Genomic DNA, 23,659 nt, shown 5'->3' on the forward strand with positions numbered 1-23,659 from the left:
CATTCCCCAGCGAGCACGGCCATGAACACGGACCGCAAACCCGAAGGCCCGGCCAGCGACCAGGAAAAGGCGCACACCCCCGACCAGCACCGCACCGACACCGCGCGCTGGAAAGACCACGACATGCCCGACGAGCCGCGCGACCGCGACCACGCTCATCCGGACGACTACGAAACGCCGCCTCCCGGCTGAATGTCCGGGCGGCAGCGTTGACACCGTTTCGATCCGCCAGCGGCCACATTGAAGTGGCCGCGCGTCGCCGGCCTACGTGAAATCGCCATGAGCATTCGCAAACTTTTCAATTCGCTCGCCAAGAAGGCGTCTACCGCAGCAGGCTCGCCCTGGGTGTTCGCCGGGGCGCTGGGCATCGTGGTCGTCTGGGGCATCAGCGGGCCTGTCTTCGGTTTCAACGACACCTGGCAGCTGGTGATCAATACCGGCACCACGATCATCACTTTCCTGATGGTGTTCCTGATCCAGCACACGCAAAACGCCGATACCGCGGCGCTGCACCTGAAGCTGGACGAATTGATCCGCGCCACGCATGCCGCGGACAACCTCCTGTTGAATATGGAGGAACTGGACGAGAAGCAGCTGGAGCGCATCCGCCATCGCTACGAGCAGCTCGCGGCCAAGGCGCGCGAACGCGACGGACGCGGCCGCAGCATTGCCTCGCCCTGCCGCGACGAGGAATTGCAGCGTGACGAGCCGCCCCCGGGAGGCTGACGAAGAGGGCGCCGCCCCTGCGGCGGATGGACGCGTGCGCCGCGCGATGCCCCTGCCGTGGCGCCAAGCGGGGTAGGCTTGCCACGTGCCTGCCCCGTGAACCTCATGTCCCACTTCCCCGCCGATACCGCCCTGCTCGTGATCGACCTGCAGCCCGACTTCATGCCCGGTGGCGCGTTGCCGTGCGCGGAAGGCGAGGCGATCGTCGCGCCGATTGCCGCCCTGCTGCAGGCGCGCCGCTATGCCACCGTGGTGGCCACGCAGGACTGGCATCCCCCCACGCATGTCTCGTTCGCCAGCCAGTATCCGGGACGCGCGGCGTTCGAGCAGATATCGCTGCACGGCCACCCGCAGACGCTGTGGCCGGACCACTGCGTGCAAGGCACGCCCGGCGCGGCGCTTCACCCGGGCGTGGACTGGAGCCGCGCCGACCTGATCCTGCGCAAGGGCACGCGCGCGGCGGTGGATTCCTACAGCGCGTTCCGCGAGAACCACGGCCCGGGCGGCGAGCGCCCCGCGACCGGCCTGGCCGGCTGGCTGCGCGAGCGCGGCGTGGCCGAAGTGCACGTCTGCGGCCTGGCACGCGACTACTGCGTGCTGTGGAGCGCGCAGGACGCGGCGGCCGCCGGCCTGCGCGTGCGCTTCCTGTGGGATCTCACCCGCCCCGTGGATGCGGGCAACGACACGGCCACGCGCACCGCGCTGGCGCGAGCCGGCATCCGCATCGACTGATCAGCGGAACACCACCGTGCGGTGCCCGTTGAGCACGATGCGATGCTCGACATGGCGACGCACCGCGCGCGCCAGTACCAACGATTCGACATCGCTGCCCAGCCGGACCAGTTCGGGCGGGCGCATCGCGTGGTCCACGCGCGCGACGTCCTGCTCGATGATCGGGCCTTCGTCCAGGTCCGGCGTCACGTAGTGGGCAGTGGCGCCGATGATCTTGACCCCGCGTGCGTGCGCCTGGTGATACGGCTGCGCGCCCTTGAAGCTGGGCAGGAAGCTGTGGTGGATGTTGATCGCGCGGCCCGCCCAGGCCAGGCACAGGGCAGGCGAGAGGATCTGCATGTAGCGCGCCAGCACCACCAGGTCCACGCGCTCGGCGGCGGCCAGCGCCTGCAGCTGCGTTTCCTGCGCGGCGCGGTTGCCCGCGTTGACCGGCAGGTGGTGGAACGGCACCCCGTAGGACGCGGCCAGTGGCGCGAAGTCTTCGTGGTTGGAGGCGACCGCGGCGATGTCCACCGGCAGCTGCCGGCTGTGCGCGCGGAACAGCAGGTCGTTGAGGCAATGGCCCTGGCGGCTCACCAGCACCAGCAGGCGCGCGCGCCGGCGCGCATCGTGCAGCTGCCAATCCATCGAGAAATCGGTGGCGAGCACGCCGATCGCCGCGTGCAGGCGGTCCTGCGCCAGCGCCGCATCGCTGTCGAAGTGCACGCGCAGGAAGAAGCGCCCGCTGTCCTCGTCGCCGAACTGCTGCGCATCGCGGATGTTGCAGCCCAGCTCGAACAGCAGGCCGGTCACGCGGTAGACGATGCCGGTGCGGTCCGGGCAGGACAGGGTGAGGATGTAGTCGTGGCGCATCGGCCGATCATAGCCAGCGCGCTCAGCGCGCCGCGACACTTGCAGGCGCAACCGTGCGCCGGCGGCTCAGCCCTGGCCAGCGCGGCGCGCGGCAACCTCCGCCAGCACCGCCCAGTCGCAATCGCCCTGGCCGCCGGCGATGGCGTCGTCCAGTTCGGCGCGCAGCACTTCGGCCAAGGGCACGGGCACGCGCTGCGCCTGCGCGGCCTGTATCGCCAGGTCCACGTCCTTGCGGCCGAGCACGCTGGTGAACCCGGCCGGTTGGTAGCGCCGCTCGGCCATCAGGCGGCCGTAGCCCTGGTAGACGGGTGCGGCAAACAAGGTGCTCCACAGCAATTCCAGCCACTGCGCCGGCTCCACGCCGTGGCCACGGACCAACGCCGCACCCTCGGCCATCGTGCCGATCGCGCTGGCGATGCACAGGTTGGCGGCCAGCTTGGCCGCGTTGGCCTGCGCCGGCTCGCTGCCGAACGTCCAGGTGCGCTGGCCGAGCAGGTCCAGCAGCGGCTGTACGCGCGCCAGGGCCAGCGCGTCGCCGGCGGCAAGCAGGTTCAACTGGCCGCGGGCGGCCACGTCCGGCCGCCCGAGCACCGGCACGGCCAGGTAGGCCACGCCGCGCTCGGCATGCAGCACGGTGAGTTCGCGCGCCAGCGCCACGGAGATCGTCGCCATGTTCACGTGCACGCTGCCGGCCGGCAGCGCGTCGATCACGCCGCCCTCGATCAACACCTGGCGTGCCGCGTTGTCGTCGGCCAGCATCGAGAACAGCACCTGCCCGTGCGCGGCCTGCGCCGCGCGGGCGACCGGCGTGGCCTGCGCATGCGCGCGTGCCAGCGCATCGGCCTTGGCGGCATCGCGGTTCCATACGCGCAACGGGTGGCCGCCGCGCAACAGGTTGGCCGCCATGGCGGCTCCCATTGAACCCAGGCCCAGAAATCCAATCGCCATCTTTCCCCCTGTCCTTGTGGTTGACGACTACGCGGGGCGCGCCGCGAACAGGCCACGTGCCTGGCGCGGCTCGCAGCGCAGGTATTGCGGCGCAGGTGCCAGCTGCGCGCCGAGTGCGGCGGCGGCGTGCCACGGCCAGCGGGGGTCGTAGAGGATGCCGCGCGCCAGCGCGATGGCATCGGCACGGCCTTCGGCCAGGATCGCCTCGGCCTGCGCCGGCTCGGTGATCATGCCCACGGCGATGACCGGGATCTCCACTTCGGCGCGAATCGCCTCGGCCATCGGCACCTGGTAGCCCGGGCCGACCGCGATCTGCTGCCGCGGGTCGAGGCCGCCGCTGGACACGTGCACATACGAAGCGCCATGTGCCTGCAGCGCGCGGGAAAGCACGATGCTCTGCGCCACGTCCCAGCCGCCCTCCACCCAGTCGGTGGCGGAAATGCGCACGCCCACGGCCACCGCCGGCGACACCGCCGCGCGCACCGCGTCGAGTACGCGCAGGGTCAGGCGCATGCGGTTCTCCAGCGTGCCGCCGTAGGCGTCGGTGCGCTGGTTGGACAGCGGCGAGAGGAACTGGTGCAGCAGGTAGCCATGCGCGGCGTGGAGCTCGATCAGCTCGAGGCCGATGCGCTCGGCGCGGCGCGCGGCGTTGGCGAATGCTTCGACGATGGCGTCGATGCCCGCCTCGTCCAGTGCCTGCGGCGTTGAATAGCCCGCATCGAACGGCTGCGCCGAGGCCGAGACGATGGGCCAGCCGTTCGGCGCGTCGGCCGCGATCGGCCCGCCGCCGTCCCAGGGCTTTTCCGTGGAGGCCTTGCGACCGGCATGCGCAAGCTGGATGCCCAGTGGCATCGGCGACCAGCGCCGCACCGAGGCGAGTACGTCAGCCAGCGCCGCTTCGCAGGCATCGTCATACAGGCCCAGGTCGGCGTAGCTGATGCGGCCGCGCGCTTCCACCGCCGCCGCTTCGAGAATCAGCAGGCCGGCGCCGGATTGCGAGAGCGTGCCGAGATGGATGCGGTGCCAGTCGTTGGCGCGCCCATCCTGCGCCGAGTACTGGCACATGGGCGCGATGACGATGCGGTTGGCGAGCGTGAGCGAACCCAGTGCCAGCGGAGAGAAAAGCGTGCTCAAGTGGATATCCCGATGCAGGCCGCCGTGGGGGAGGCGGGCAATGCACCATTGCACGCCGACGCCGGCATGCGATCAACCGCGCCGCTGGATCACTGCGTCGCGTGCCGGGTCGCGGGCTGCAGGAAGCGCAGGGCGTCCGCGCAATCGTGTTCGACCTTGAGCGTGAGCAACGCGTCGGCGCGCGTGCGGCCGCGGTTGAGCGCGGCGACCGGCAGGCCCTGGCGTGCGGCGGCCTGCACGAAGCGGAAGCCGGAATAGACCATCAGCGAGGAGCCCACCACGAGCACCGCATCGGCCTGCTCCAGCGCCGCCTGCGCCTGCGCCACGCGTGGGCGCGGCACGTTCTCGCCGAAGAACACCACGTCCGGCTTGAGCACGCCGCCGCAGTGCGGGCAGGCAGGCACGACGAAGTCGTCGAAGGAGGCCTGCTCCAGGTCGGCGTCGCCATCGGGCGCCTGGCCGGCGTCCAGCGCGGCCCAATCCGGGTTCGCCGCTTCCAGCGCGTGCTGGAACTCGCCGCGTGGCAGGCGCGCCTCGCAGCCCATGCAGCGCACTTGGTCGAGGCGGCCGTGCAGGTCGATCACCTGCTGGCTGCCGGCGGCCTGGTGCAGGCCATCGACGTTCTGGGTGAGCAGCAATCCCAGGCGCCCCTGCGCTTCCAGCGCGGCGAGCGCGTGGTGGGTGCCGTTCGGTTTCGCCTGCCCGAAGTGGCGCCAGCCGACCAGGCTGCGCGCCCAATAGCGGCGGCGCGTGGCGGCCTCGCCCATGAAAGCCTGGTAGGTCACCGGCTGCGCACGCTTCCAGCCGCCGTCGGCGTCGCGGTAATCGGGAATGCCCGAGGCCGTGCTGCAGCCTGCGCCGGTGAGGACGAACAGGCGCTCGTGGCGCTCGATGAAGGCACGCAGGGCGTCGGGAGGGCTCATGCCCCCCAGATGTGGCCGGCGGGCGCCGCGCACAAGCGCCGCTCAAACGTAGTTGCTGACTTCGATCAGGTTGCCGTCGGGGTCGCGGAAGTAGATCGACAGGATCTGCCCGCGCGCGCCGGTACGTGGCACCGGGCCTTGCTCGATGCGCACGCCGCAGGCCTCGATCTCCGCCTGCGCCTGCGCCAGCGGCATGCCGGTCACCAGGCACAGGTCGGCCGACCCCGGCGTGGGGTGCCGCGCCTTGGGTTCGAATTCATGGCCGGCCGCGTGCAGGTTGATCTTCTGCCAGCCGAACGCGAGCGCCTTGCGGCCCTCGCCGAAGGTGACCACTTCCATGCCCAGCACGCGCCGGTAGAACGCGCAGGTGGCCTCGATATCGGCCACCGTGAGCACGAGATGGTCCAGGCGGTCGATGCGCATGCTCAGGCGCCTCGCGAGGCCGTGGGCTGCGCGCGGGCAGGCACCTGCGCGGGTCGTTCGTCGCGCGCGCCGCGCCGCAGCACATGCGCGGCGAACCAGGCCACCAGCAGCAGCGCCAGGCAGAAGGCGATCAGCGCGTTCCAGCCGCCGACCTGCCAGAAGCTGCCGCTCACCGAGCCGATCACGCTGGCGCCCATGTAGTACGCCAGCAGGTAGAGCGAGGCGGCATGGCTGCGATGCTCGCCGCCCAGGCGGCCGACCCAGGCGCTGGCTGCCGAGTGCGCGACGAAGAACCCGATGGTCAGCAGCACCACGCCCAGGATCACCAGCGGCAGCAGGTGCGCCAGCGTGAGCAGCACGCCGGCGATGGCGCACACCACGCCCGCCTGCACCACCGGGCCGCGGCCGAAGCGGTCCGAGGCTGCGCCGGCCACCGAGGAACTCACGATGCCGAACACGTAGGCGCCGAAGATCAGCCCGATCTGGCTCTGGCTCAAGCCGAATTCCGGCCCGCCGAGGCGGAAGCCGGCGTAGTTGTAGACGCTCACGAAGCAGCCCATCAGCAGGAACGGCAGCGAGAACAGCCACGGCAAATGCCGGTCGCGCAGGTGGCCGCCCCACGCGCGCAGGTGGAAGCGCAGGTTGATGCCGTGGCGGCGCACGAAATGCCGCGAGGGCGGCAGCAGCAATACGAAGCCGAAGGCGCACAGCAGGTCGACCACGCTCAACGCGCTCAGCGCGGCGCGCCAGCCGAAGTGGTCGGTGAGCACGCTCATCGCGATGCGACCGCTCATGCCGCCGAACGCATTGCCGGCCACGTACAACCCGGTGGCCGCGCCCAGGCGCGTGGCTGGCACTTCCTCGGCCAGGTAGACCATCGCCACCGCCGGCACGCCGCCCAGCGCCAGGCCCGACAGCGTGCGCACCACCACCAGCGAGCCCCAGTGCGGCAGCCAGGCGGCCACGGCATTGAGCACGGCGGCCAGCGCGATGGAGCAGAACATCAGCCCGCGCCGGCCCAGGTTTTCCGACACCGCGCCGGCGCAGAAGATGGCGAGGGCCAGCGCACCGGTGGCCAGCGACAGCGGCAACGAACTGGCCGCCGCGCCGACCTGGAACGTGCGCGCGAACTCGGGCAACAGCGGCTGCACGCTGTAGAGCAGCGAGAAGGTGGCAAAGCCGGCCAGGAACAGCGCGATGCGGATGCGCAGCAAGGTGGCGGCTGGCGGGTCGCCGGGGCGCGCCACGGCGGGGATGGGGGTCGTCACGACGGGAGGTGGGTGTGGGGTAGCGCCATTGTTCGCCCCCGCGGACCCCCTGTCCAATATATGATCCAGGCAGTCTCCATATTTCTTGCATATGATGGAACTGCGCCATCTCCGCTACTTCCTGGCCGTGGCCGAGGAAGCCAACTTCACCCGCGCGGCGGCGCGGTTGGGCATCGGCCAGCCACCGCTGAGCCAGCAGATCCAGGCGCTGGAGCGCGAACTCGGTACCCCGCTGTTTCGCCGCACCCACGCCGGTGCCGAGTTGACCGAGGCCGGCGAGGCCTTCCTGGTCGAAGTGAAGCGCGTGCTGGCCGATGTGGAGCGCGCCGCCGACACCGCGCGCCGGATCGCCCGCGGCGAGGCCGGCCGGCTGCGCTTGGGCTTCACCGCCTCGGCGGCGTTCAACCCGCGCGTGCCGCGGTTGATCCGCGATTTCCGCCGGCAATGGCCGCGCGTGCAGCTGGTGCTGGAGGAAACCAATACCGCCGGCCTGCTGGAGGCGCTGCGCAACGGCCGGCTCGATGCGGCCTTCATCCGCTACACGCCCTCCGCGCTGCCGGCCGGCCTGGACCTGATGCGCTTTCCCGACGAGCCGATGCTGATCGCCGTGCCCGCCGCCCATCCGCTCGCCCAGCGCGCACGCGCGCCCCTGGTGGCGCTGGCCGGCGAGCCGTTCATCCTCTTCCCGCGCAGCTTCGGCAGCAGCCTGTACGACGAAATCCTCTCGGTGTGCCGCGAATCCGGCTTCAGCCTGCAGATCACCCAGGAGGCGCCGCAGATGTCCTCCATCGTGAACCTGGTGGCGGCCGAACTGGGCGTATCGGTGGTGCCGGCATCGACCGCGCAGATGCAGCTGCCCGGCGTGCGCTACCTGCAGATCGAAGGCCGCGTGCCGCTGGCACGCCTGGCGCTGGCCACGCACCCGGTGACGCGCGCGAACACGCCGGTGGTGCGGCACCTATGGGAACTGGCACACGCCGCGCCGCAGGACGCTTGACCTGAAGTTCGGTTGAGGTCGTCCAATGGCGCTTCCTTTTTTCCGGAAGCGCCCCATGCGCCTGCTGCACCTGCTGTTGCCCAGCCTGGATCCGGCGGCCAGCGCCGCGTTCTACCGCGACGTGCTGGAGTTGCCGGTGGACGGCCAGCGCGTGCGCGCCGGCTGGAGCACCATCGACCTGGTGCCGGCCAACGGTGCGGTGGGCTGCCTGCACCTGGCCTTCAACGTGCCGCCGCCGCGTTTCGCCGCGGCGGCGGAGTGGCTGGCCGCGCGCGTGCCGCTGCTGCGCGATCCACTCGGACAGGCGCGCTTCCGCCTGGAGGGCGCGTGGCAATCCGAATCGGTGTACTTCGCCGGGCCCGACGGCGCGGTGCTGGAGCTGATCGCACGCCGCGCACTGGGCGAAGGTGCGCGGCGCGACGGGCCTTTCAACGGCGCGGAGATCCAGTGCCTGAGCGAGGTGGGCTTGCCGAGCGCCGACGTGGCGGCGGTCACCCGCAGCCTGGGCAACCATTTCGATGCCCGTCCGCTGGGGGGCGAGGCATCCGACGAATTCGCCCCGCTCGGCGACCACCTGGGCATGCTCATCGTGGTCGAACGACGCCGCCGCTGGTTTCCCGAACGCCGCCAACTGCCATGGGCGCAGGGCCTGCGGCTGACGGTCAGCGGCCGCCAGCCCGGCTTGCGGCTGCGCGATGCGGAAGGCTGGGAGCTGGTCGCCGCCTGAGTGCGTCAGCCTGGCAGGCGGAAGAAGGCGCGTGCCGTGGCCGTGGTGGCCGCCGCGCTCGTGTCCACGTCCTCGCCGCGATCGCGCGCCAGTTCCTCGACGATGTGCGCCAGGAACATCGGCTCGTTGCGGCGGTCCTTCGGCGTGGGCTTGAGCGTGCGCGGCAGCAGGTAGGGCGCGTCGGTCTCGATCATCAGCCGCTCGGCCGGGATGTGCTTGACCAGCTCGCGCAGGTGCGCGCCGCGCCGCTCGTCGCACAGCCAACCGGTGATGCCGATGTACCAGTCGCGGTCGAGGTAATCGAACATCTCCTCGCGCGTGCCGGTGAAACAATGCACCACCGCCGCGCCGGTGCGCCCCTCGAATTCCTTCATCACGGCGAGGAAGTCGGCATGCGCGTCGCGCTGGTGCAGAAACAGTGGCTTCGGATTGCCGGCATCGGCCAGGTCGGCGGCAATACGCAGCTGGCGCTCGAAGGCGCGGCGCTGCGCGGGGCGCGGGGAGAAATCGCGGAAATAATCCAGCCCGCACTCGCCCACCGCCACGACCTGCTCGTCCGCCAGCAGCGCGCGCATCTGCGCATCGCACTCTTCGGTGTACTCCACCGCGTGGTGCGGATGCACGCCGGCCGTGGCGTAAAGGAAGCCCGGGTACTGGCGCGCCAGGTCCAGGGCCAGCGGCGAATGCTCGCGGCTGGCGCCGGTCACCACCATCGCGGCCACGCCGGCCTGCCGGGCGCGCTGCAGTACCGCGTCGCGATCGCGGTCGAACGATTCGTGGGTGAGGTTGGCGCCGATGTCGATCAGTTGCATGGCCAGGCCGGAATCGGAAAGCGCGGCATTGTAGCGGGCGCGGGCCTTATCCTTGTCACGATGGCGACCCCCGATTTCCCGATCTCCCCGCTGCTGGCGCCGATCCGCGACAGCCTGCTGCATCACCCGCGCCTGGTACTGGAGGCCCCGCCCGGCGCCGGCAAGACCACGCAGGTGCCGCTGGCGCTGCTCGATGCGCCGTGGCTGGCCGGCCGCCGCATCGTGATGCTGGAGCCGCGCCGCGTGGCCGCGCGCAGCGCCGCCACGTTCATGGCGCGCCAGCTCGGCGAGGCGGTGGGCGAGACGGTCGGCTACCGCATCCGTTTCGAGAACCGCACCAGCGCGCGCACGCGCATCGAGGTCGTCACAGAGGGCATCCTCACCCGGATGATCCAGGACGACCCGCTGCTGGACGGCGTCGGCGCGATCCTGTTCGACGAATTCCACGAGCGCCACCTGGCCGGCGACCTCGGCCTGGCGCTGGCGCTGGACGTGCAATCCCAGCTGCGCGAGGACCTGCGCATCGTGGTGATGTCGGCGACGCTGGACGGCGAGCGGCTGTCGCGCTTCCTCGATGCGCCGCGCCTGTCCAGCGAAGGGCGCGGGTATCCGGTCGAGATCGCGCATTTCCCGCCGCGCCGCGACGAGGCGCTGGAGCCGCAGGCGCGGCGCGCGGTGGAGCACGCCCTGGCGGCGCACCCGGGCGACGTGCTGGTGTTCCTGCCCGGCCAGCGCGAGATCTCGCGCGTGCAGATGGCGCTGGAGAGCGTGCTCGATCCGGCGGTGCGGATCCTGCCGCTGCACGGCGAGCTGCCGGTGGAACAACAAACGCGCGTGCTGCAGACCGATCCGGACGGCCATCGCCGCGTGGTGCTGGCGACCAACGTCGCCGAGTCGTCGGTGACGTTGCCGGGCGTGCGCGTGGTGGTCGATGCGGGCCTGGCGCGCGAACCGGCCTACGATCCGAACAGCGGCTTCTCGCGGCTGGAGACCGCCGCGATTTCGCAGGCCTCCGCCGACCAGCGTGCTGGCCGTGCCGGGCGCGTCGCCGCCGGTTGGGCGTACCGGCTGTGGCCGCCATCGCAACGGCTGGAGGCGCAGCGGCGCGCGGAGATCGGCCAGGTCGAACTGGCCTCGCTCGCGCTGGAGCTGGCGGCGTGGGGCTCGGATGCGCTGCGTTTCGTCGATGCGCCACCGCCCGGCGCGCTGGCCGCGGCACGCGAACTGTTGCAGCGCCTGGGCGCGCTCGGCGCTGGCGGCACCCTCACCGGCCTGGGACGGCGCATGCTGGCGCTGGGCACACACCCGCGGCTGGCGGCGATGCTGCTGCAAGCGCAAGGCGATCGCGCGCAGGCACTGGCCTGCGATCTGGCCGCGCTGGTGGAGGCGCGCGATCCGCTGCGGCAGGGCGGCGACGCGCTCGCCGCCCGCTGGCGCGCGCTGGCGGCCTTCAGGCGCGGCCGCCCACCGGCCGAGGCGAACCGCGGCGGGCTGGCCGCGATCGACGCCGCCGCCAAGCAGTGGCGCCGTCGCCTGCGCTGCGAGGCCACGCCGCCGGAAGAGATCGAGGCGCACGCGCTCGGCGACCTGCTCGCGCACGCCTTCCCGGACCGCATTGCCGCACGCCATCCCACCGATCCACTGCGTTACCTGCTGGCCAACGGACGCAGCGCGCGCTTGTTCGACCCCAGCGACCTGCGCGGCGAGCCGTGGCTGGTGGCCACCGAATTGCGTTTCGAACCGCGCGACGCCCTGCTGCTGCGCGCCGCGCCGGTCGACGAAGGCTGGCTGCGCCACGCCTTCCCCGCGCGCTTCGTGCAGGAGGACGTGGTGCGCTGGGATGCCGAGCGGCGGGCGCTGGTGGCCCTGCGCGAGACGCGGTTTGACCGCATCGTGCTCGACAGCCGCTCGGCCGGCAGCGTGGACCCGGCGCTGGCCGCCCACGCGCTCACCCAGGCCGTGGGCGAACTCGGCCTGTCGGCGCTGCCGTGGACGGAGGGCCTGCGCCAATGGCAGGCGCGCGCGCAATCGCTGCACCACTGGATGCCGGAGCTGGCATTGCCCGATTACGGCGACGTGGCGCTGCTCGCCACGCTGGACGACTGGCTCACACCGGCGTTCGCCGGCAAGCGCCGCCTGGATGCGCTCTCCGAGGAAGAACTGGGCGAGGCGTTGAAATCGCCCCTGCCGTGGGCGCAGCGGCAACTCATCGACCGCCACGCGCCCACGCGCATCACCGTGCCCTCCGGCATGGAGCGGCGGATCGATTACGCGCTCGACCACGAGGACGCCCCGTTACCGCCGGTACTGGCGGTGAAGCTGCAGGAACTGTTCGGCCTGGCCGATACGCCGCGCGTGGCCGATGGCCGCGTACCGCTGACCCTGCACCTGCTCTCGCCGGGCGGACGCCCGTTGCAGGTGACCCAGGACCTGCGCAGCTTCTGGAGCAACACCTACCCGGAAGTGCGCAAGGAAATGAAGGGCCGCTACCCCAAGCACCCCTGGCCGGACGACCCCTGGAGCGCCACGGCCACGCACCGGGCCAAGCCGCGCGGCACCTGAGTCCGGTTCAGCGGGCGGATAGGGCCGGAGCGCCGCACTGACATCATCTATACGGCCTGCCCTCGACACTGGCCTTCCATCGCCGTTGAACCGAGGAATTCCCCGCCATGAGCAGACTGACCGTGATCACCGACCGGGCGCTGGAACGCGCCATGGACCTGGCCTCCAGCGCCGGAGACGGCCTGCGCCATGCCGGTAGCAACCTGCGCGACCACGTCGCCCCGCAGGCGATGGACTGGATCAAGACCGGCGCGGCGCTCGGCGCGGTGAAGTCCGGCGGCAAGGTGGCCACGCGCCTGGCCCGCCGCAACCCGGCGGTGACCATCGCGGCGGCGGCGGCCGGTGTCGGCCTGATCGCCTATGCGATCTACCGCAAGAAGAAGCAGCGCGACAACGCGGCGATCGACGGCACCGCGCAGCGCGTGGAGCAGCAGGGCAACGCGAATGCCCGCCGTGCTGCCCGCCAGCACTACCGTGGCCGCGTGGTCGATCCGACCGACGAAGCCGGCGCCTGACCGCCGCCTCCCGTGGATGGAAGATCGCCGCGCACGTCGCGGCGATCTTCGTTCAAGGGGTGACGACGAACAGCCCGCCCGAGCCGGGAAAGGCCGCCAGCGCTTCCGGGGCGAGCCGCGCCCGCGCGGTGGTGACGTACAGCCGCCCCGCCGGTCCAAAGCACAATGCGCCCACGTGCGGCGCGGGAATGGCGATCGAACGCAGCACCGCGCCGTTCTCGGCCAATTCCACCACCGCCTGCCCGCCCCACATCGCCACCCACAGCCGGCCCTGCCGCGACATCGCCAAGCCATCGGGCTTGCCGGGCACGCCGAGGAAATCGGTCACCACCCTCGGTTCGCCGAGCGTGCCGGCGGCGATATCGGCCGGATAGGCCAGCAGCGTGCGCGCCAGCGTATCGACGACAAACAGCGTGCGCCCATCGGCCGAGAACACCATGCCGTTGGCGACGCCCAGGCCCTCGGCGACACGACGTGCCGGCTGCGCCGGATCGGGCGTGTAGAACAGCGCACCCTTGCCCGCGAGCAGGCCCCTGTGCATCGAGCCGGCCCACAGGCCGCCGCGCGCATCTACGGTCATGTCGTTGAGGCGGCAGCCTGCGCCGACGTCGAGCTCCGGCCCGGGCGTGATCCGGCCCTCTTCCGTCATGGACAGCAAATGCGTTTCGCCATTGCCGACCAGGCGGCCGGCGTGCGGCGACAGCGACCACACCGGTTCGGACAGCGGCGTGCGTGTGCACGTCTCGCCATTCCAGCGCAGCAGCGCGGGCGCGGTGGGGTCCAGCCAGATCACTTCGTCGCCGAGCATCCGGGGCGACTCGCCCACCAGCGCCTGCGGGTTGCACACCCGTTCGGCCCGCGCGGGGCGTTCGCGCAGCACCTGGAGCCAGGTGCGCGCACGCGCGCCGACGTCTTCGGCCGTGCGGCCCGGCTTGTAGAGGTCCGAGCCGACCCCGACCGCGGTCACGCCCGCCGCCCGCAGGCCCTCCAGATCGTCGGCCGCCACGCCGCCCACCGCCACCAGCTGCACGCCCTTGGGCAATACCGCGGACAAGGCCGACAATCGCGGCGCGGCGCCGTGCGCGGGGAACGCCTTGAGGTGCCGCGCGCCGGCGGCAATCGCCGCGAAGGCTTCCGACGGCGTGGAGAAACCGGGCATCGGCACCATGCCGTGCGCGACCGTCGCGCGGATCACCGCCACATCCGTGTTGGGCGATACGCAGAAGGCGCAGCCCAGGGCCGCCAGTCGTTCGACCTCTTCCACCTCGAGCACGGTGCCCGCGCCGATCTGCATGCGTCCGTCGAAATGACGCACGAGTGCGGCCAGCGTGGTGAACGGATCGGGCGAATTGAGCGGCACCTCGGCCACGCGCACGCCGGCCGCGTACAACGCCTCCACCACCGGGATGGCGTCTTCGTGCAGGCCGCGCAGGATCGCCACCAGCGGCGCCTGCGCGAGGATCTCGTCGAACGTGCTCACGCGGCCACCGCGTGTGCGTGCAGCGCGGCAAAGCCGCGGGTCACCGCGTCGTGCGAGTGGATCTGCGCGGCATGCCCGCCCAGCGCCGCCACCGCGGCGCCATAGAGCGCGCAGACCGGTGCCGCGCCCACCAGCGGCACGTTGCCTTCGAGCGCTTCGGGCCATAGCCGCCGCACATCGGCCAGTTCGGCGCCGATCAGCAGGCCGCGCAGGTACGAAGCGCCGTCCTGCCTGGGCAGGTCCTGGCGGATGACCCGCGCGCGTGCCCCGAACAGCAAGGTCCCCAGGCCCAGGCCGCTGTCGTGCCCCGCCTTCAGGCCGGCGTGGAAGGCCGAGCCCTCGACCGCCGGGCCATCGACCACGGAGGCCAGCAGGCCCGCGGCGGTCAACCGGTCGAAGATTTCCCCGGACATCGCCGTCATGAACTCGACCACCGCCCCCTCGCGCAGCCGCACCCATTTGCTGTGCGTGCCCGGAAGCGCGACCAGGCCGCTCGCCGGCACCCGCCCGCTGGCGATCAGGCCGAGCAGTTCGGTCTCCTCGCCGCGCATGATGTCCGGTGCGTCGTCCACCGCGCGGCGGCAGGCCAGCCCCGGCACGATCGCCACCGGCACATCGCCCAGGCGCACGGCATGCAGGTGCGCGGCCAGCTGCGCCAGCGTGGTGGGGCAATCCACATACCCCGCATCGCTCCAGCCGATGTTCGAGCCGATCATGCCGCTGGCGTAGGCGCGCGCCGCGTGTGGCCAGCGTGCGGCGAGCTCGGCGACCATCGCCTGCATCTGCGCGCGTTCCAGGCCGGCGATGCCGCGCGGCTGTTCCACCGAATCGCGCACCGCGCCGTCGGCGCCGATCAGGAAAGCACGGAAGTTGGAGCTGCCCCAGTTGATGCCGACGATGTCCCCGCCGTCCTTGTCCCACGTCATCGTCGCGTTACTCCCGCCCCGCCATCCAAAGGAAAGATGCCGCCTGTGATCCAGCCACTGCACGGCGATACCAGAAACAGCGCCAGTTCCGCGGCGTCCTCGGGCGTGCCCAGGCGGCCCAGCGGGTGGCGCTGCACGTTGCGTGCCCGCGCGGCGGCCGGATCGTCGGCCCGGGCGAAGGACGCCTGCAGCATCGGCGTATCCACCGAGGCCGGGGCGATCACGTTGACGCGCACGCCCTCGGGCGCGAATTCCAGCGCGGCGGTACGCGCCAGTTCTTCCAGCGCGGCCTTGGAGGCGGCGTAGGCCGCCAGGCTGGGCGTGGCGAAGCGCGCGTTGATCGATGACACCAGCACGACCGCGCCGCTGCCGCGTGCGCGCATGCCCGGCACCACCGCGCGCATCAGCCGCAGCGCGCCGAGCACGTTCACCGAGTAGGTGTCCAGCCAGAGCGCGTCGTCGTCGTCCAGCGTGCCGCCGGCCGGGCACACGCCGGCACAGTGCACCAGCGCGGTGATCGGGCCCAGCGCCGATGCCAGCTGCCCCACCGCCTGCGTCACGGCCTCGGCCGAGCGCAGGTCGGCCTGGGCGCTGGCATCGGCATCGGGCACCGGCTGCCGGTCGAGGGCGGCCACCCGCGCGCCCTCCTCCCGCAGCCGGCGTACCACCGCCGCGCCGATGCCGCTGGCCGCACCGCTGACCAGCACCACCTGTTGCCGCATCACGCCTTCGGTCATCGTCGCCCATGGCCTCCGTCAGTCGTCAGAACCGGTAGGTCAGGCTGGCCTTGTAGGACCGGCCGAACACCACGTTGGTGCGCAGGCCTTCGTCGTAGCCGTCGAAGGTGCGCTGTTCGCTGTCGAGCAGGTTGTTGCCTTCCAGCTTGAACGACAGGCGGTCGCTGAAATCGTAGCTCAGCGTGGCCGACAGGTCCTTGTAGGTGTCGTTGTAGATGCCGGTGGCCGCGCTGGACAGGCCGACCAGGTACTTGTCGCGCCAGTTGTAGGCCACGCGCACGCCGAACGGGCCGCGCTCGAAGTAGCCGATCAGGTTGACGTTGTTCTTCGACAGGCCCGGGAAGGTCATCGCATTGCCGGTGATGTCGGTGATCGGGGTTTCCGAATCGATGTAGGTGTAGGTGGTCACCACGCCGAAGCCGTCCAGCAGGCCGGTGAACGGCACCTGCGCCAGCAGCTCCACGCCCTTCACCTTGGCCTTGTCGCCGTTGATCTTGCGCAGCACCAGGTAGTTGACGTTGTTGTAGACCTCGGCGTTCTGCTGCTGGACGATGAAGGTGGACACGTCCTTGTAGAACAGGCCGGCCGACAGCATGCCCTGGCCGCCGTAGTACCACTCCAGCGAGAGGTCGAACTGGTTGGCCTTGAACGGGTCCAGATCCGGCGCGCCGCCGGTGCCGGTGCCGAGCGAGGTCTGCACGCCGTTGGCGTCGAACACCGCGTTGTTGTTCAAGGTGACGCCGTTGTTGAGGTCTTCGGTATTGGGGAAGGCCACCACCTTGGCGGCGCCGCCGCGCAGCACCAGCGTATCGGTGAGCTGCAGCTTGGCCACCGCCGAGGGCAGCGCCTCGTCGTCGCGGCGGTGGAAGGTGGACGGCGTGACGCTGTTGTCGGCACCGAGCACGTTGCCGCGCGAGTCGAGGTCGCGCCGCACGAAGCGCACGCCGACGTTGCCGGTCAGGCCCATCTCGCCGATCTCGGTATCCCAGTTGAGCTTGGCGTAGGCCTCCAGGAAATCCTCGTCCACGCTGAAGGTCGAGCCGTAGGACAGCGCACTGCTGCCAGGGTTCAGGCACTGCGTGTTCTGCGAGATCGCCGGCAGGTCGGTGAAGCTGTCGCAGCCGCCGAACGCGCCGCGGTACGCACCCAGGTATTCGCGCGGCAGGCCGGCGAATTCGCCCGGCATGAAGTCGTAGTTGCGGTACAGGCGGATGTAGTTGCCCATCTGCGAGACGGGGATGCCGCCGGCCGGGCGGATGTCCGCGCGCAGCGGGTCCTGCAGGCTTTCCAGGCGGTTGAAGCGCGCGCCGAAGTCCAGCGAGCGCAGTGGGCCGTCGTTGAACGCCCAGCTCCAGTCGGTGCGCAGGGCCTTGGTGTCGGTCTCGGCGCGCCAGTCGTTGTCGAACAGGATGGTCATGCGCCACTGCGCCGGGTCGGTGACGTCCACGCCACTGACGTTGAAGCTGCCGAAGTTGCCGCTGCGCAGGTCGAAATCGGTGACCGAGGTCAGCCCTGCCCGCGGGGCCAGGCGCATGTAGTGCTGGTCGTAGCGCGCGGTGGATTTGCCGTAGTCGGCCTCGACCGAGCCGTCGAGCTGCTCGCCCACGCGGAACTTGGCCGTCAGCGCGGTGGAGAAGATGTCCGAGTCGATATCGGCCACTTCACTGTTGAGCAGCACGGTGCCGGTGGAGCGGCCGGCCAGCAGGATGTCGTGGTCCGAATAGACGGCGTTGGTCAGGCCGGCAGACGGGTTGAAGGCGATCCAGTAGCGGTCGCGCTTGGCTTCCTGGCGCGAATAGAACGTGTCGGAGGTAATTTCCACGCCGTCCACCGGACGCCACTGCAGCACCAGGCTGGCGCCGAGCTTGTCGCGGTCGTCGTCGATGTTCTGCGCGCGCATGTCGGTGCTGCCGAAACGCACCTGGCCCGGGTTGGCCGGATCGTTGAAACGCGAGTAGCCGGAGAAGGTGTCCAGGCCCTGCTGCACCACTTCGCGCTTGCTGTAGGTGGCCGAGACCAGCGCGCCGAAGCGGCGGTCCTCGCTGCGCGTGGACAGCAGCGCGAAGGCGTTCTGGCCGTAGGAATCGGACAGTTCGTCGTAGGTGCCGGCCAGGCTGACGACGTTCTGCTCGCCATCGCCATACAGCGGCTGGCGGGTCTGGATATCCACGATGCCGCCTAGGCCGCCGGCGATCTGGTCCGAACCGGCCAGCTTGGTGACGGTCAAGCGCGAGATCAGCTCGGACGGCACCAGCGAGAGCAGGCCGTAGGTGGAAGTCGCCAGCTGGTCCAGGCCATTGCCGCCGCGGCCGGTGGCATCGACGATCTGGCGGCCGTTGTAGAGCAGCACGTTTTCCTTGAAGCCGCGCACGAGGATGTCGCTGCCTTCGCCCATGCCGCGTTCGAGCTGCACGCCGGCCACGCGCGAGAGCGATTCGGCCACGTTGCTGTCCGGCAGCTTGCCGATGTCGTCGGCGACGATGGCATCGACGATCTGCGGTGAATCGCGCTTGATGTCGCGCGAGGCTTCCAGGCTGCCGCGGATGCCGGTGACGGTGACCGCGTCGAGCGTGGTGGCCTGCGAATCGGCGGCCGGCGCGGCCGGTGCCTCGGCCGATTGCGCCAGTGCCACGCAGGGCGTCAGCAGACAGGCGCCCAGGGCGGTGAACAGGGTGGAACGTCGAAAGCTACGCATGTGTTGGGCCCTCCCCCAATGTAGGAACCGAAGCGCCGCCGCCGGGGGTGGCGAAGGCGCATGACGCGCGCCCTCCCCCCTCTTCCACCCGGTGATACCGCCCTTCGATCCAGCGTGATTCGTCGATGACTGCTGCACTGCGACTTGGCAGTGTTGTAGCTAATATAGCAATATGTTTTGGTCGCGCACGCTGCAGCGCAACGTAGAAAGTGAAACAGGCTCGCGAGGAGCCCGTTTCCACCCTTCAACTTGTTGCTTATAACGGCACACTTACCGCAAGGACCCGGCCATGGCCGAACTGCAAGGCGTCTTCCCCATCCTCCCGACGATCTTCCACGCCGACGGCTCCGTCGATGAGGCGGGGATGGCCAATGTGTTCGAGTACATCCTGGGCGCCGGTGCGGCCGGCGTGGTGTTTCCCGGGCTGGCGAGCGAGTACGACATGCTCACCGCCGAAGAGCGCCTGCACCTCACCGCGCGACTGGGCGAATGGAACCGCGGCCGCGTCCCGCTGATCGTCGGCGCCAGCGCCAAGACGGTGGAGGAAGCCATTGCCTTCGCGCGTGCCGGCGGCGAGGCCGGCGCGCAGGCGGCAATGGTGCTGACGCCGCATCGCCACGCCGGCGATGCCGAGGCGATGGCGGCGTTCTTCGAACGGCTGCATGCCGAATCTGGCGTGGCGGTGATGTTGCAGAACGCGCCGGCGCCGATGGGCGTGGGCCTGGGCGTGGACGAGGTGGTGGCACTGGCCGCGCGCGTGCCGGGCATCGAGTACGTCAAGGAAGAGACGATGCCGTCGGGCCATCGCATCACCGCGCTGTCCGAGCAGGCCGGCCGCAGCCAGGTGCGCGCGGTGTTCGGCGGTGCCGGCGCGCGCTACGTGCTCGATGAGCTCGGCCGCGGCGCGGTGGGCACCATGCCGGCGTGCGAGATCACCGAGGTGCATGTGGCGATGCTGGCGGCGTGGGCGGCCGGCGACCACGCACGCGCACGCGAGCTGTTCGAGCGCACGCTGCCGCTGCTCAGCATGCAGGCGGTGTTCCGCTGGCGGCTCACCAAGGCCGTGCTGCTGCGCCGTGGGCTGATCGCCAGCGACAAGGTGCGTGCGCCGGGTCCGGCGCTCGATGCCTTCGACCAGCGCGAACTGGATATCCTGCTCGACCGCATCGCCGACCTGCTGCCGCTGGATCGCGTGCCGGGGCAGGCACAGAGGATCCGTTGATGAGCCACGTCGTCCAGGTCGAAACCTTCATCCTCACCATTCCCCGCACCACGCCCTACCTCGGGCCGCTGGGGCCGGGCGAGCGCGTGAACAGCCGCGGCTACCTCGTGCGCAAGGGCAACGGCACCATCTACCCGACCGTGGACCGCTCGGTGGTGGTGCGCGTCACCACCGCCGACGGCGCGGCGGGCTGGGGCGAAACCTATGGCATCTGCGCGCCACGCGCGGTGTGCGAGATCATCAATGACCTGCTCGCGCCGGAACTGATCGGCCGCGAGCCGGAAGACGTGGAGCAGATCTGGGACGACCTCTACGGCCTGATGCGCGTGCGCGGCTGCTTCGGGGGTTTCCACGTGGACACCATCGCCGCGCTCGACATCGCGCTATGGGACCTGCGCGCGCGTGCGCGCGGCGTGCCGCTGTGGTCGCTGCTCGGCGCGCGGCAACGCGAGACGATTCCCGGCTACTTGTCCGGCCTGCCGGCCAGCACGTTGGAGGCCAAGCTGGACATGGCGCAGGCATTCGCGGCCGAAGGGCACGACGCGTTCAAGATCCATGCGGTGGTGAGCCACGAAGGCATCGTGGAGGAGATCGCCGGATTGCGCCGGGTGCTCGGCCCCGGCCCGGAGCTGATGGTGGACCTGCACTGGAAGTTCGACCTCGCGCAGGCGCTGGACATGGCGCGCCAACTCGAACCCTACCGGGTGAAGTTCATCGAGGCGCCGCTCAAGCCGGAAGATGTGGAAGGCCTCATCCGCCTGGGCAAGGAAAGCCCCGTGCCCATCGCCGCCGGCGAAGAATGGCACACGGAGTACGAAGCGCGCCTGCGCCTGGCGGGCGGCTCGCTGTCGTACATCCAGCCGGAGATGGGCCACACCGGCATCACCCAGTTCCTGCGCATCGCGCGCCTTGCCGAAGCGCAGGGCGTGCCGATCGCGCCGCACGCCACCATCGGCGGCGGCCTGTTCATGGCCGCCAGCCTGCACGTGGCGAGCGTGTTGCCGGGGCTGTGGCGGCACGAGTGGCAGCACTCGATCTTCTCGCGCTCGCTGCAGATGCTCGACACCGATATGGCCTATCGCGACGGGCATTACCGCCTGCCCACCGGGGCCGGCCTGGGCGCCGTGCCCGGCGCCCGCTTCTGGGATCACGCCGAAGCAGTGGCCTGATCGCCGCCGTCGCTGCCGTCGGACGACAGCAGCGACATCGGCGAGCGGCGCGCCAGCTTCAACGCCAGCCACGCCAGGCCCACCGCGACGGGATGCAGGAACGCCATCAGCACGAAGGTGCGGTCGAACGAGCCACCCGCCACCAGCATGCCCACCACCTGCGCCGACAACATGCCGCCCAGCGCGCTGCCGCAGCCGATCAGGCCGGCCACCGAGGCGATGTAGCGCGACGGGAAGATGTCCACCACCATCGTGGTGAGGTTGATCTGGTAGACCAGGTGCGCGAACGTCACCACGCACGCCAGCGTCAGCAGCAGCGGCAAGCCCGGGTGCAGGGTGATAAAGATGCCGACGGGTGCGAGCATCGCCGCGCCGGTCATGGTCAGCAGGCGGCTGCGTACCGGCGTGATGCCCCGGCGCACGAGCTGGCCGGAGATCACGCCGCCGCCCACGCTGCCGATGTCGGCGGCGACGTAGACCACCCACGCCAGCGAGGCCACCGCGGCCAGGCTCATGCCGCGCGCATCGCCCAGGTACTTCGGGAACCAGAACAGGTAGAAGTACCAAACCGGGTCGGCCACCATGCGCGAGCCCACCAGCGCCCACACCGCGCGGTCGCGCGCGAGCTTGCCCCATACGCCTTTCATCGACGGCGGCGGCGCCGTGGCCGCTGCATCGCCGGCGGCCTGCGACTTCTCGCGTGGGTAGGCCCACCACCAGCCGATGATCCACAGCAGGCCGGCGATGCCGGTGACCCAGAACGCGCTGCGCCAGCCATAGGTGAGCGCGAGGCCGCCGATCAGCGGCGGCGCGATGGTCGCGCCGATCATCGCGCCGGCGGTGTACAGGCCCAGCGCCAAGCCGCGCTGGCGCGGCGGGAATTGCTCGGACACGACCTTGGTGCCGACCGTGTAGTTGCCCGGCTCGCCGAGGCCCAGCGCGAACCGGGCCGCGCCGAGTTGCAGCGGCGTGCGCACGAAACCGGTGGCGATGTTGGCGAGCGACCACCAGCCCACGAACAGGATCAGCGCCACCCGCGCGCCCAGCCAGTCGGTGATGCGGCCGGCCATCACGTAGGCGGCGGCATAGGCGAACAGGAACACCTGCACGACGCGCGCGTACTCGATGTCGCTCATGCGCAGGTCGGCCTGGATCGTCGTGGCGAGGATCGAGAGCGCCTGGCGGTCCAGGTAGTTGATGACCGTCGAACAGAACAGCAGCCCCAGCAGCACCCACTTCGTGCGCCCGGCCCCGCTCACTCGTCCACCCGCTTGGCCATCGTCACTGCCTCCCCAAGGAAGGCCGCAACGTATTGCTATTGTAGCAACAGGTCAAGCCGCATCGCGGCAAAGCCTCAGCCGATCTCCGTGGCGGCTTCGCGCAACGCCTTCACCAGTTCGGCGGTGGCGGTCTCCGGAATCCAGCCGGACATCGCGATGCCGGCGTGGACGGGGTCGCCCATCGCGATGGCCACGACGTGGTGGTCGCGTTCGTCGGCGACATGGACGCGCGCATAGCCCTGCGCGCGCGTCTGTGCCAGCGCGCGCAGCAACTGCTCGATGCCTTCGGGGAACATCGGGATCGGCTTGTCGCGGTAAAGCTCGCGCACGTCCTCGTCGGTCAGCTGGGAGAGCAGCACGATGCCGATGCCGCTGGTGGTCGCCGGCAGCAGGCCGATGCGGCCCAGGCCGCGCGCCGCCTCGATCCCCGGCGGCGCATGGAACAGGTAGCTCACGCTGTCGTTCCACAACACGCCCATTGCCACGGTGTGGCCGAAGCGGCGCAGGCTTTCCAGCACCGGCATCGCGCGGCGGATCAGCCCGGAGGCGAACAGGCTTTGCGCGGCCAGCACGTGCATGCCCGGGCCGGGCGTGTACTTGCGGTCGGCGGTCTGGCGGGCGATGCCCAGGTAAGCCAGCGTCTTGAGCAGCCGGTTGACCCGCGTCGGGTTGGCGCCGAGCTGGCGGGCGAGCTCGCGGCAGCCCACCGGCTCGGGCGAAGAGGCCAGGGCCTGCAGGGTGGCGATGCCGTCGATCAGGCTCTGGTTGGGCTGGGCGTTGGGCTTGGTTCGCATCCGGCCAAGCGTAATCGGGCGCCGGCCGGGATTCCACCAATAGCAACACTTCAGCGCGGCTGGCGACGCCTGGAGGGTGTTGTCGGGGCTGCCGGCGCGTCGTCGAGCGTCCGCCACTGGCCCGGCGCCAAGCCCTCCAGCGACCAGCGCCCGATGCGCGCGCGCACCAGCCGCAGCGTCGGCAGGCCGACGGCGGCGGTCATGCGCCGTACCTGCCGGTTGCGGCCTTCGCGCAGGGTGATCGCCAGCCAGGCGTCGGGCACCGTTTTGCGAAAGCGCACCGGCGGATCGCGTGGCCACAGTGACGGCGCGGGGTCCAGGAGCGCGGCGCCCGCCGGCAGCGTGGGGCCGTCGTTGAGCAACACGCCTTCGCGCAGCGCGCGCAGTTGGTCCTCGGTCGGCGCGCCCTCGACCTGCACCCAGTAGGTCTTGGTTTCCTTGTGCTTGGGATCGGTCAGGCGATGGGCGAGCGCGCCATCGTCCGTCAGCAGCAGCAAGCCTTCGCTGTCCATGTCCAGGCGGCCGGCCGGGTAGATGTCCGGCGGCAGGCCGAACGCGGCGAGCGTGCGCCGGCCGGTCGCGCCACGGTCGCTGAACTGGGTGAGCACGCCGTACGGCTTGTTGAACAGGACGAGCATGCGGCACCTGCGTGGAGAGCGCGCGATTGTAGCAACGGCCCTTCGCCGCCCTTCCCGCGGGCTATGCTGCCGGTCCGCGACCTCGCCGACCAGGGAAGG

The 23,659-nt window shown here is 70.8% G+C and carries 23 protein-coding genes; 9 read left to right on the forward strand and 14 right to left on the reverse strand.

Annotated features, from left to right (window positions below; genetic code table 11):
* The first annotated feature begins 21 nt into the window (after positions 1–21).
* The 3 genes from P6166_RS00465 (at position 22) to pncA (ending at position 1,458) form a co-directional block, all read left to right on the forward strand.
* Positions 22–192, forward strand: a complete 171-nt coding sequence (locus P6166_RS00465) for a hypothetical protein (RefSeq protein ID WP_277762575.1) — start codon at positions 22–24, stop codon at positions 190–192.
* 87 nt (positions 193–279) lie between these two features.
* Positions 280–726 carry a low affinity iron permease family protein gene (locus tag P6166_RS00470; protein ID WP_277762576.1) on the forward strand — a complete coding sequence of 149 codons (447 nt, stop codon included), beginning with the start codon at positions 280–282 and terminating at the stop codon, positions 724–726.
* 105 nt (positions 727–831) lie between these two features.
* Positions 832–1,458 carry a bifunctional nicotinamidase/pyrazinamidase gene (pncA, locus tag P6166_RS00475; protein ID WP_277762577.1) on the forward strand — a complete coding sequence of 209 codons (627 nt, stop codon included), beginning with the start codon at positions 832–834 and terminating at the stop codon, positions 1,456–1,458.
* Here the strand turns inward: pncA and purU are convergent, their stop codons facing one another.
* The 6 genes from purU to P6166_RS00505 all read right to left on the reverse strand — a co-directional run bounded on the left by purU (position 1,459) and on the right by P6166_RS00505 (position 7,006).
* Positions 1,459–2,310 carry a formyltetrahydrofolate deformylase gene (gene purU / locus P6166_RS00480; protein WP_277762578.1) on the reverse strand — a complete coding sequence of 284 codons (852 nt, stop codon included), beginning with the start codon at positions 2,308–2,310 and terminating at the stop codon, positions 1,459–1,461.
* A gap of 66 nt (positions 2,311–2,376) precedes the next feature.
* A complete protein-coding gene (locus P6166_RS00485; RefSeq protein WP_277762579.1) occupies positions 2,377–3,258 on the reverse strand; it encodes an NAD(P)-dependent oxidoreductase in 882 nt (293 codons plus the stop codon).
* A gap of 27 nt (positions 3,259–3,285) precedes the next feature.
* The gene (locus tag P6166_RS00490) at positions 3,286–4,392 is read right to left on the reverse strand and encodes an NADH:flavin oxidoreductase/NADH oxidase (RefSeq protein WP_277762580.1); all 1,107 of its coding nucleotides are present in this window, start codon (positions 4,390–4,392) and stop codon (positions 3,286–3,288) included.
* Positions 4,393–4,481: 89 nt separating this feature from the next.
* Positions 4,482–5,315 (reverse strand): NAD-dependent protein deacetylase, encoded by an 834-nt coding sequence (locus tag P6166_RS00495; RefSeq protein WP_277762581.1) that lies wholly within the window; start codon positions 5,313–5,315, stop codon positions 4,482–4,484.
* Between the two features lie 42 nt (positions 5,316–5,357).
* Complete coding sequence (locus tag P6166_RS00500; protein WP_277762582.1) at positions 5,358–5,738, reverse strand: VOC family protein; 381 nt, start codon at positions 5,736–5,738, stop codon at positions 5,358–5,360.
* Between the two features lie 2 nt (positions 5,739–5,740).
* Positions 5,741–7,006, reverse strand: a complete 1,266-nt coding sequence (locus tag P6166_RS00505) for an MFS transporter (protein WP_277762583.1) — start codon at positions 7,004–7,006, stop codon at positions 5,741–5,743.
* Between the two features lie 94 nt (positions 7,007–7,100).
* On the opposite strand from P6166_RS00505, the gene P6166_RS00510 reads away from it, so the two are divergent.
* Positions 7,101–8,003: a LysR family transcriptional regulator gene (locus tag P6166_RS00510; RefSeq protein WP_277762584.1), complete on the forward strand. Its 903-nt coding sequence runs from the start codon at positions 7,101–7,103 to the stop codon at positions 8,001–8,003.
* Between the two features lie 55 nt (positions 8,004–8,058).
* Positions 8,059–8,730, forward strand: coding sequence for a hypothetical protein (locus P6166_RS00515; protein ID WP_277762585.1), 672 nt, complete (start codon positions 8,059–8,061; stop codon positions 8,728–8,730).
* Between the two features lie 5 nt (positions 8,731–8,735).
* Here P6166_RS00515 and P6166_RS00520 read toward each other — a convergent pair whose 3' ends face one another.
* Positions 8,736–9,542 (reverse strand): TatD family hydrolase, encoded by an 807-nt coding sequence (locus P6166_RS00520; RefSeq protein WP_277762586.1) that lies wholly within the window; start codon positions 9,540–9,542, stop codon positions 8,736–8,738.
* 60 nt (positions 9,543–9,602) lie between these two features.
* Here P6166_RS00520 and hrpB point away from each other — a divergent pair, with 60 nt between their 5' ends.
* Together hrpB and P6166_RS00530 are read left to right on the forward strand one after the other, a co-directional pair.
* Positions 9,603–12,104, forward strand: coding sequence for an ATP-dependent helicase HrpB (gene hrpB / locus P6166_RS00525; protein ID WP_277762587.1), 2,502 nt, complete (start codon positions 9,603–9,605; stop codon positions 12,102–12,104).
* A gap of 107 nt (positions 12,105–12,211) precedes the next feature.
* On the forward strand, positions 12,212–12,619 hold the full coding sequence (locus P6166_RS00530; protein ID WP_277762588.1) for a hypothetical protein: 408 nt from the start codon (positions 12,212–12,214) through the stop codon (positions 12,617–12,619).
* 52 nt (positions 12,620–12,671) lie between these two features.
* Here the strand turns inward: P6166_RS00530 and P6166_RS00535 are convergent, their stop codons facing one another.
* Genes P6166_RS00535 through P6166_RS00550 form a run of 4 tightly spaced genes read right to left on the reverse strand, consistent with a single transcriptional unit; the run spans position 12,672 to position 18,457 of the window.
* A complete protein-coding gene (locus tag P6166_RS00535) occupies positions 12,672–14,099 on the reverse strand; it encodes a 2-dehydro-3-deoxy-6-phosphogalactonate aldolase (RefSeq protein ID WP_277762589.1) in 1,428 nt (475 codons plus the stop codon).
* The gene (locus tag P6166_RS00540) at positions 14,096–15,025 is read right to left on the reverse strand and encodes a 2-dehydro-3-deoxygalactonokinase (RefSeq protein ID WP_277762590.1); all 930 of its coding nucleotides are present in this window, start codon (positions 15,023–15,025) and stop codon (positions 14,096–14,098) included. Before P6166_RS00540 ends, P6166_RS00535 begins: the two co-directional genes overlap by 4 nt.
* Complete coding sequence (locus tag P6166_RS00545; protein WP_277762591.1) at positions 15,022–15,762, reverse strand: SDR family oxidoreductase; 741 nt, start codon at positions 15,760–15,762, stop codon at positions 15,022–15,024. Before P6166_RS00545 ends, P6166_RS00540 begins: the two co-directional genes overlap by 4 nt.
* A gap of 25 nt (positions 15,763–15,787) precedes the next feature.
* Complete coding sequence (locus P6166_RS00550; protein ID WP_277762592.1) at positions 15,788–18,457, reverse strand: TonB-dependent receptor; 2,670 nt, start codon at positions 18,455–18,457, stop codon at positions 15,788–15,790.
* Between the two features lie 289 nt (positions 18,458–18,746).
* Between P6166_RS00550 and P6166_RS00555 the strand changes: the two genes are divergently transcribed.
* Positions 18,747–19,679 (forward strand): dihydrodipicolinate synthase family protein, encoded by a 933-nt coding sequence (locus P6166_RS00555; protein ID WP_277762593.1) that lies wholly within the window; start codon positions 18,747–18,749, stop codon positions 19,677–19,679.
* The gene (locus P6166_RS00560; protein WP_277762594.1) at positions 19,679–20,848 is read left to right on the forward strand and encodes a mandelate racemase/muconate lactonizing enzyme family protein; all 1,170 of its coding nucleotides are present in this window, start codon (positions 19,679–19,681) and stop codon (positions 20,846–20,848) included. Before P6166_RS00555 ends, P6166_RS00560 begins: the two co-directional genes overlap by 1 nt.
* On the opposite strand, the gene P6166_RS00565 is transcribed toward P6166_RS00560, so the two are convergent.
* The 3 genes from P6166_RS00565 to P6166_RS00575 form a co-directional block, all read right to left on the reverse strand.
* Positions 20,827–22,107, reverse strand: a complete 1,281-nt coding sequence (locus tag P6166_RS00565; RefSeq protein WP_277762595.1) for an MFS transporter — start codon at positions 22,105–22,107, stop codon at positions 20,827–20,829. The two genes, P6166_RS00560 and P6166_RS00565, sit on opposite strands and share 22 nt — an antisense overlap.
* A 95-nt stretch (positions 22,108–22,202) precedes the next feature.
* A complete protein-coding gene (locus P6166_RS00570; RefSeq protein WP_277762596.1) occupies positions 22,203–22,922 on the reverse strand; it encodes a helix-turn-helix domain-containing protein in 720 nt (239 codons plus the stop codon).
* A gap of 50 nt (positions 22,923–22,972) precedes the next feature.
* The gene (locus P6166_RS00575) at positions 22,973–23,560 is read right to left on the reverse strand and encodes a pseudouridine synthase (protein ID WP_277762597.1); all 588 of its coding nucleotides are present in this window, start codon (positions 23,558–23,560) and stop codon (positions 22,973–22,975) included.
* Positions 23,561–23,659: the final 99 nt, after the last annotated feature.

Source organism: Stenotrophomonas sp. HITSZ_GD (assembly GCF_029543105.1).
GTDB lineage: Bacteria > Pseudomonadota > Gammaproteobacteria > Xanthomonadales > Xanthomonadaceae > Stenotrophomonas_A.

Bases quoted from the DNA above. Each gene is read 5' to 3' on its own strand.
- P6166_RS00465 (WP_277762575.1), top strand. From the start codon at position 22: ATGAACACGGACCGCAAACCCGAAGGCCCGGCCAGCGACCAGGAAAAG.
- P6166_RS00470 (WP_277762576.1), top strand. From the start codon at position 280: ATGAGCATTCGCAAACTTTTCAATTCGCTCGCCAAGAAGGCGTCTACC.
- pncA (WP_277762577.1), top strand. From the start codon at position 832: ATGTCCCACTTCCCCGCCGATACCGCCCTGCTCGTGATCGACCTGCAG.
- purU (WP_277762578.1), bottom strand. From the start codon at position 2,310: ATGCGCCACGACTACATCCTCACCCTGTCCTGCCCGGACCGCACCGGC.
- P6166_RS00485 (WP_277762579.1), bottom strand. From the start codon at position 3,258: ATGGCGATTGGATTTCTGGGCCTGGGTTCAATGGGAGCCGCCATGGCG.
- P6166_RS00495 (WP_277762581.1), bottom strand. From the start codon at position 5,315: ATGAGCCCTCCCGACGCCCTGCGTGCCTTCATCGAGCGCCACGAGCGC.
- P6166_RS00500 (WP_277762582.1), bottom strand. From the start codon at position 5,738: ATGCGCATCGACCGCCTGGACCATCTCGTGCTCACGGTGGCCGATATC.
- P6166_RS00510 (WP_277762584.1), top strand. From the start codon at position 7,101: ATGGAACTGCGCCATCTCCGCTACTTCCTGGCCGTGGCCGAGGAAGCC.
- P6166_RS00515 (WP_277762585.1), top strand. From the start codon at position 8,059: ATGCGCCTGCTGCACCTGCTGTTGCCCAGCCTGGATCCGGCGGCCAGC.
- P6166_RS00520 (WP_277762586.1), bottom strand. From the start codon at position 9,542: ATGCAACTGATCGACATCGGCGCCAACCTCACCCACGAATCGTTCGAC.
- hrpB (WP_277762587.1), top strand. From the start codon at position 9,603: ATGGCGACCCCCGATTTCCCGATCTCCCCGCTGCTGGCGCCGATCCGC.
- P6166_RS00530 (WP_277762588.1), top strand. From the start codon at position 12,212: ATGAGCAGACTGACCGTGATCACCGACCGGGCGCTGGAACGCGCCATG.
- P6166_RS00540 (WP_277762590.1), bottom strand. From the start codon at position 15,025: ATGACGTGGGACAAGGACGGCGGGGACATCGTCGGCATCAACTGGGGC.
- P6166_RS00545 (WP_277762591.1), bottom strand. From the start codon at position 15,762: ATGACCGAAGGCGTGATGCGGCAACAGGTGGTGCTGGTCAGCGGTGCG.
- P6166_RS00550 (WP_277762592.1), bottom strand. From the start codon at position 18,457: ATGCGTAGCTTTCGACGTTCCACCCTGTTCACCGCCCTGGGCGCCTGT.
- P6166_RS00555 (WP_277762593.1), top strand. From the start codon at position 18,747: ATGGCCGAACTGCAAGGCGTCTTCCCCATCCTCCCGACGATCTTCCAC.
- P6166_RS00560 (WP_277762594.1), top strand. From the start codon at position 19,679: ATGAGCCACGTCGTCCAGGTCGAAACCTTCATCCTCACCATTCCCCGC.
- P6166_RS00570 (WP_277762596.1), bottom strand. From the start codon at position 22,922: ATGCGAACCAAGCCCAACGCCCAGCCCAACCAGAGCCTGATCGACGGC.
- P6166_RS00575 (WP_277762597.1), bottom strand. From the start codon at position 23,560: ATGCTCGTCCTGTTCAACAAGCCGTACGGCGTGCTCACCCAGTTCAGC.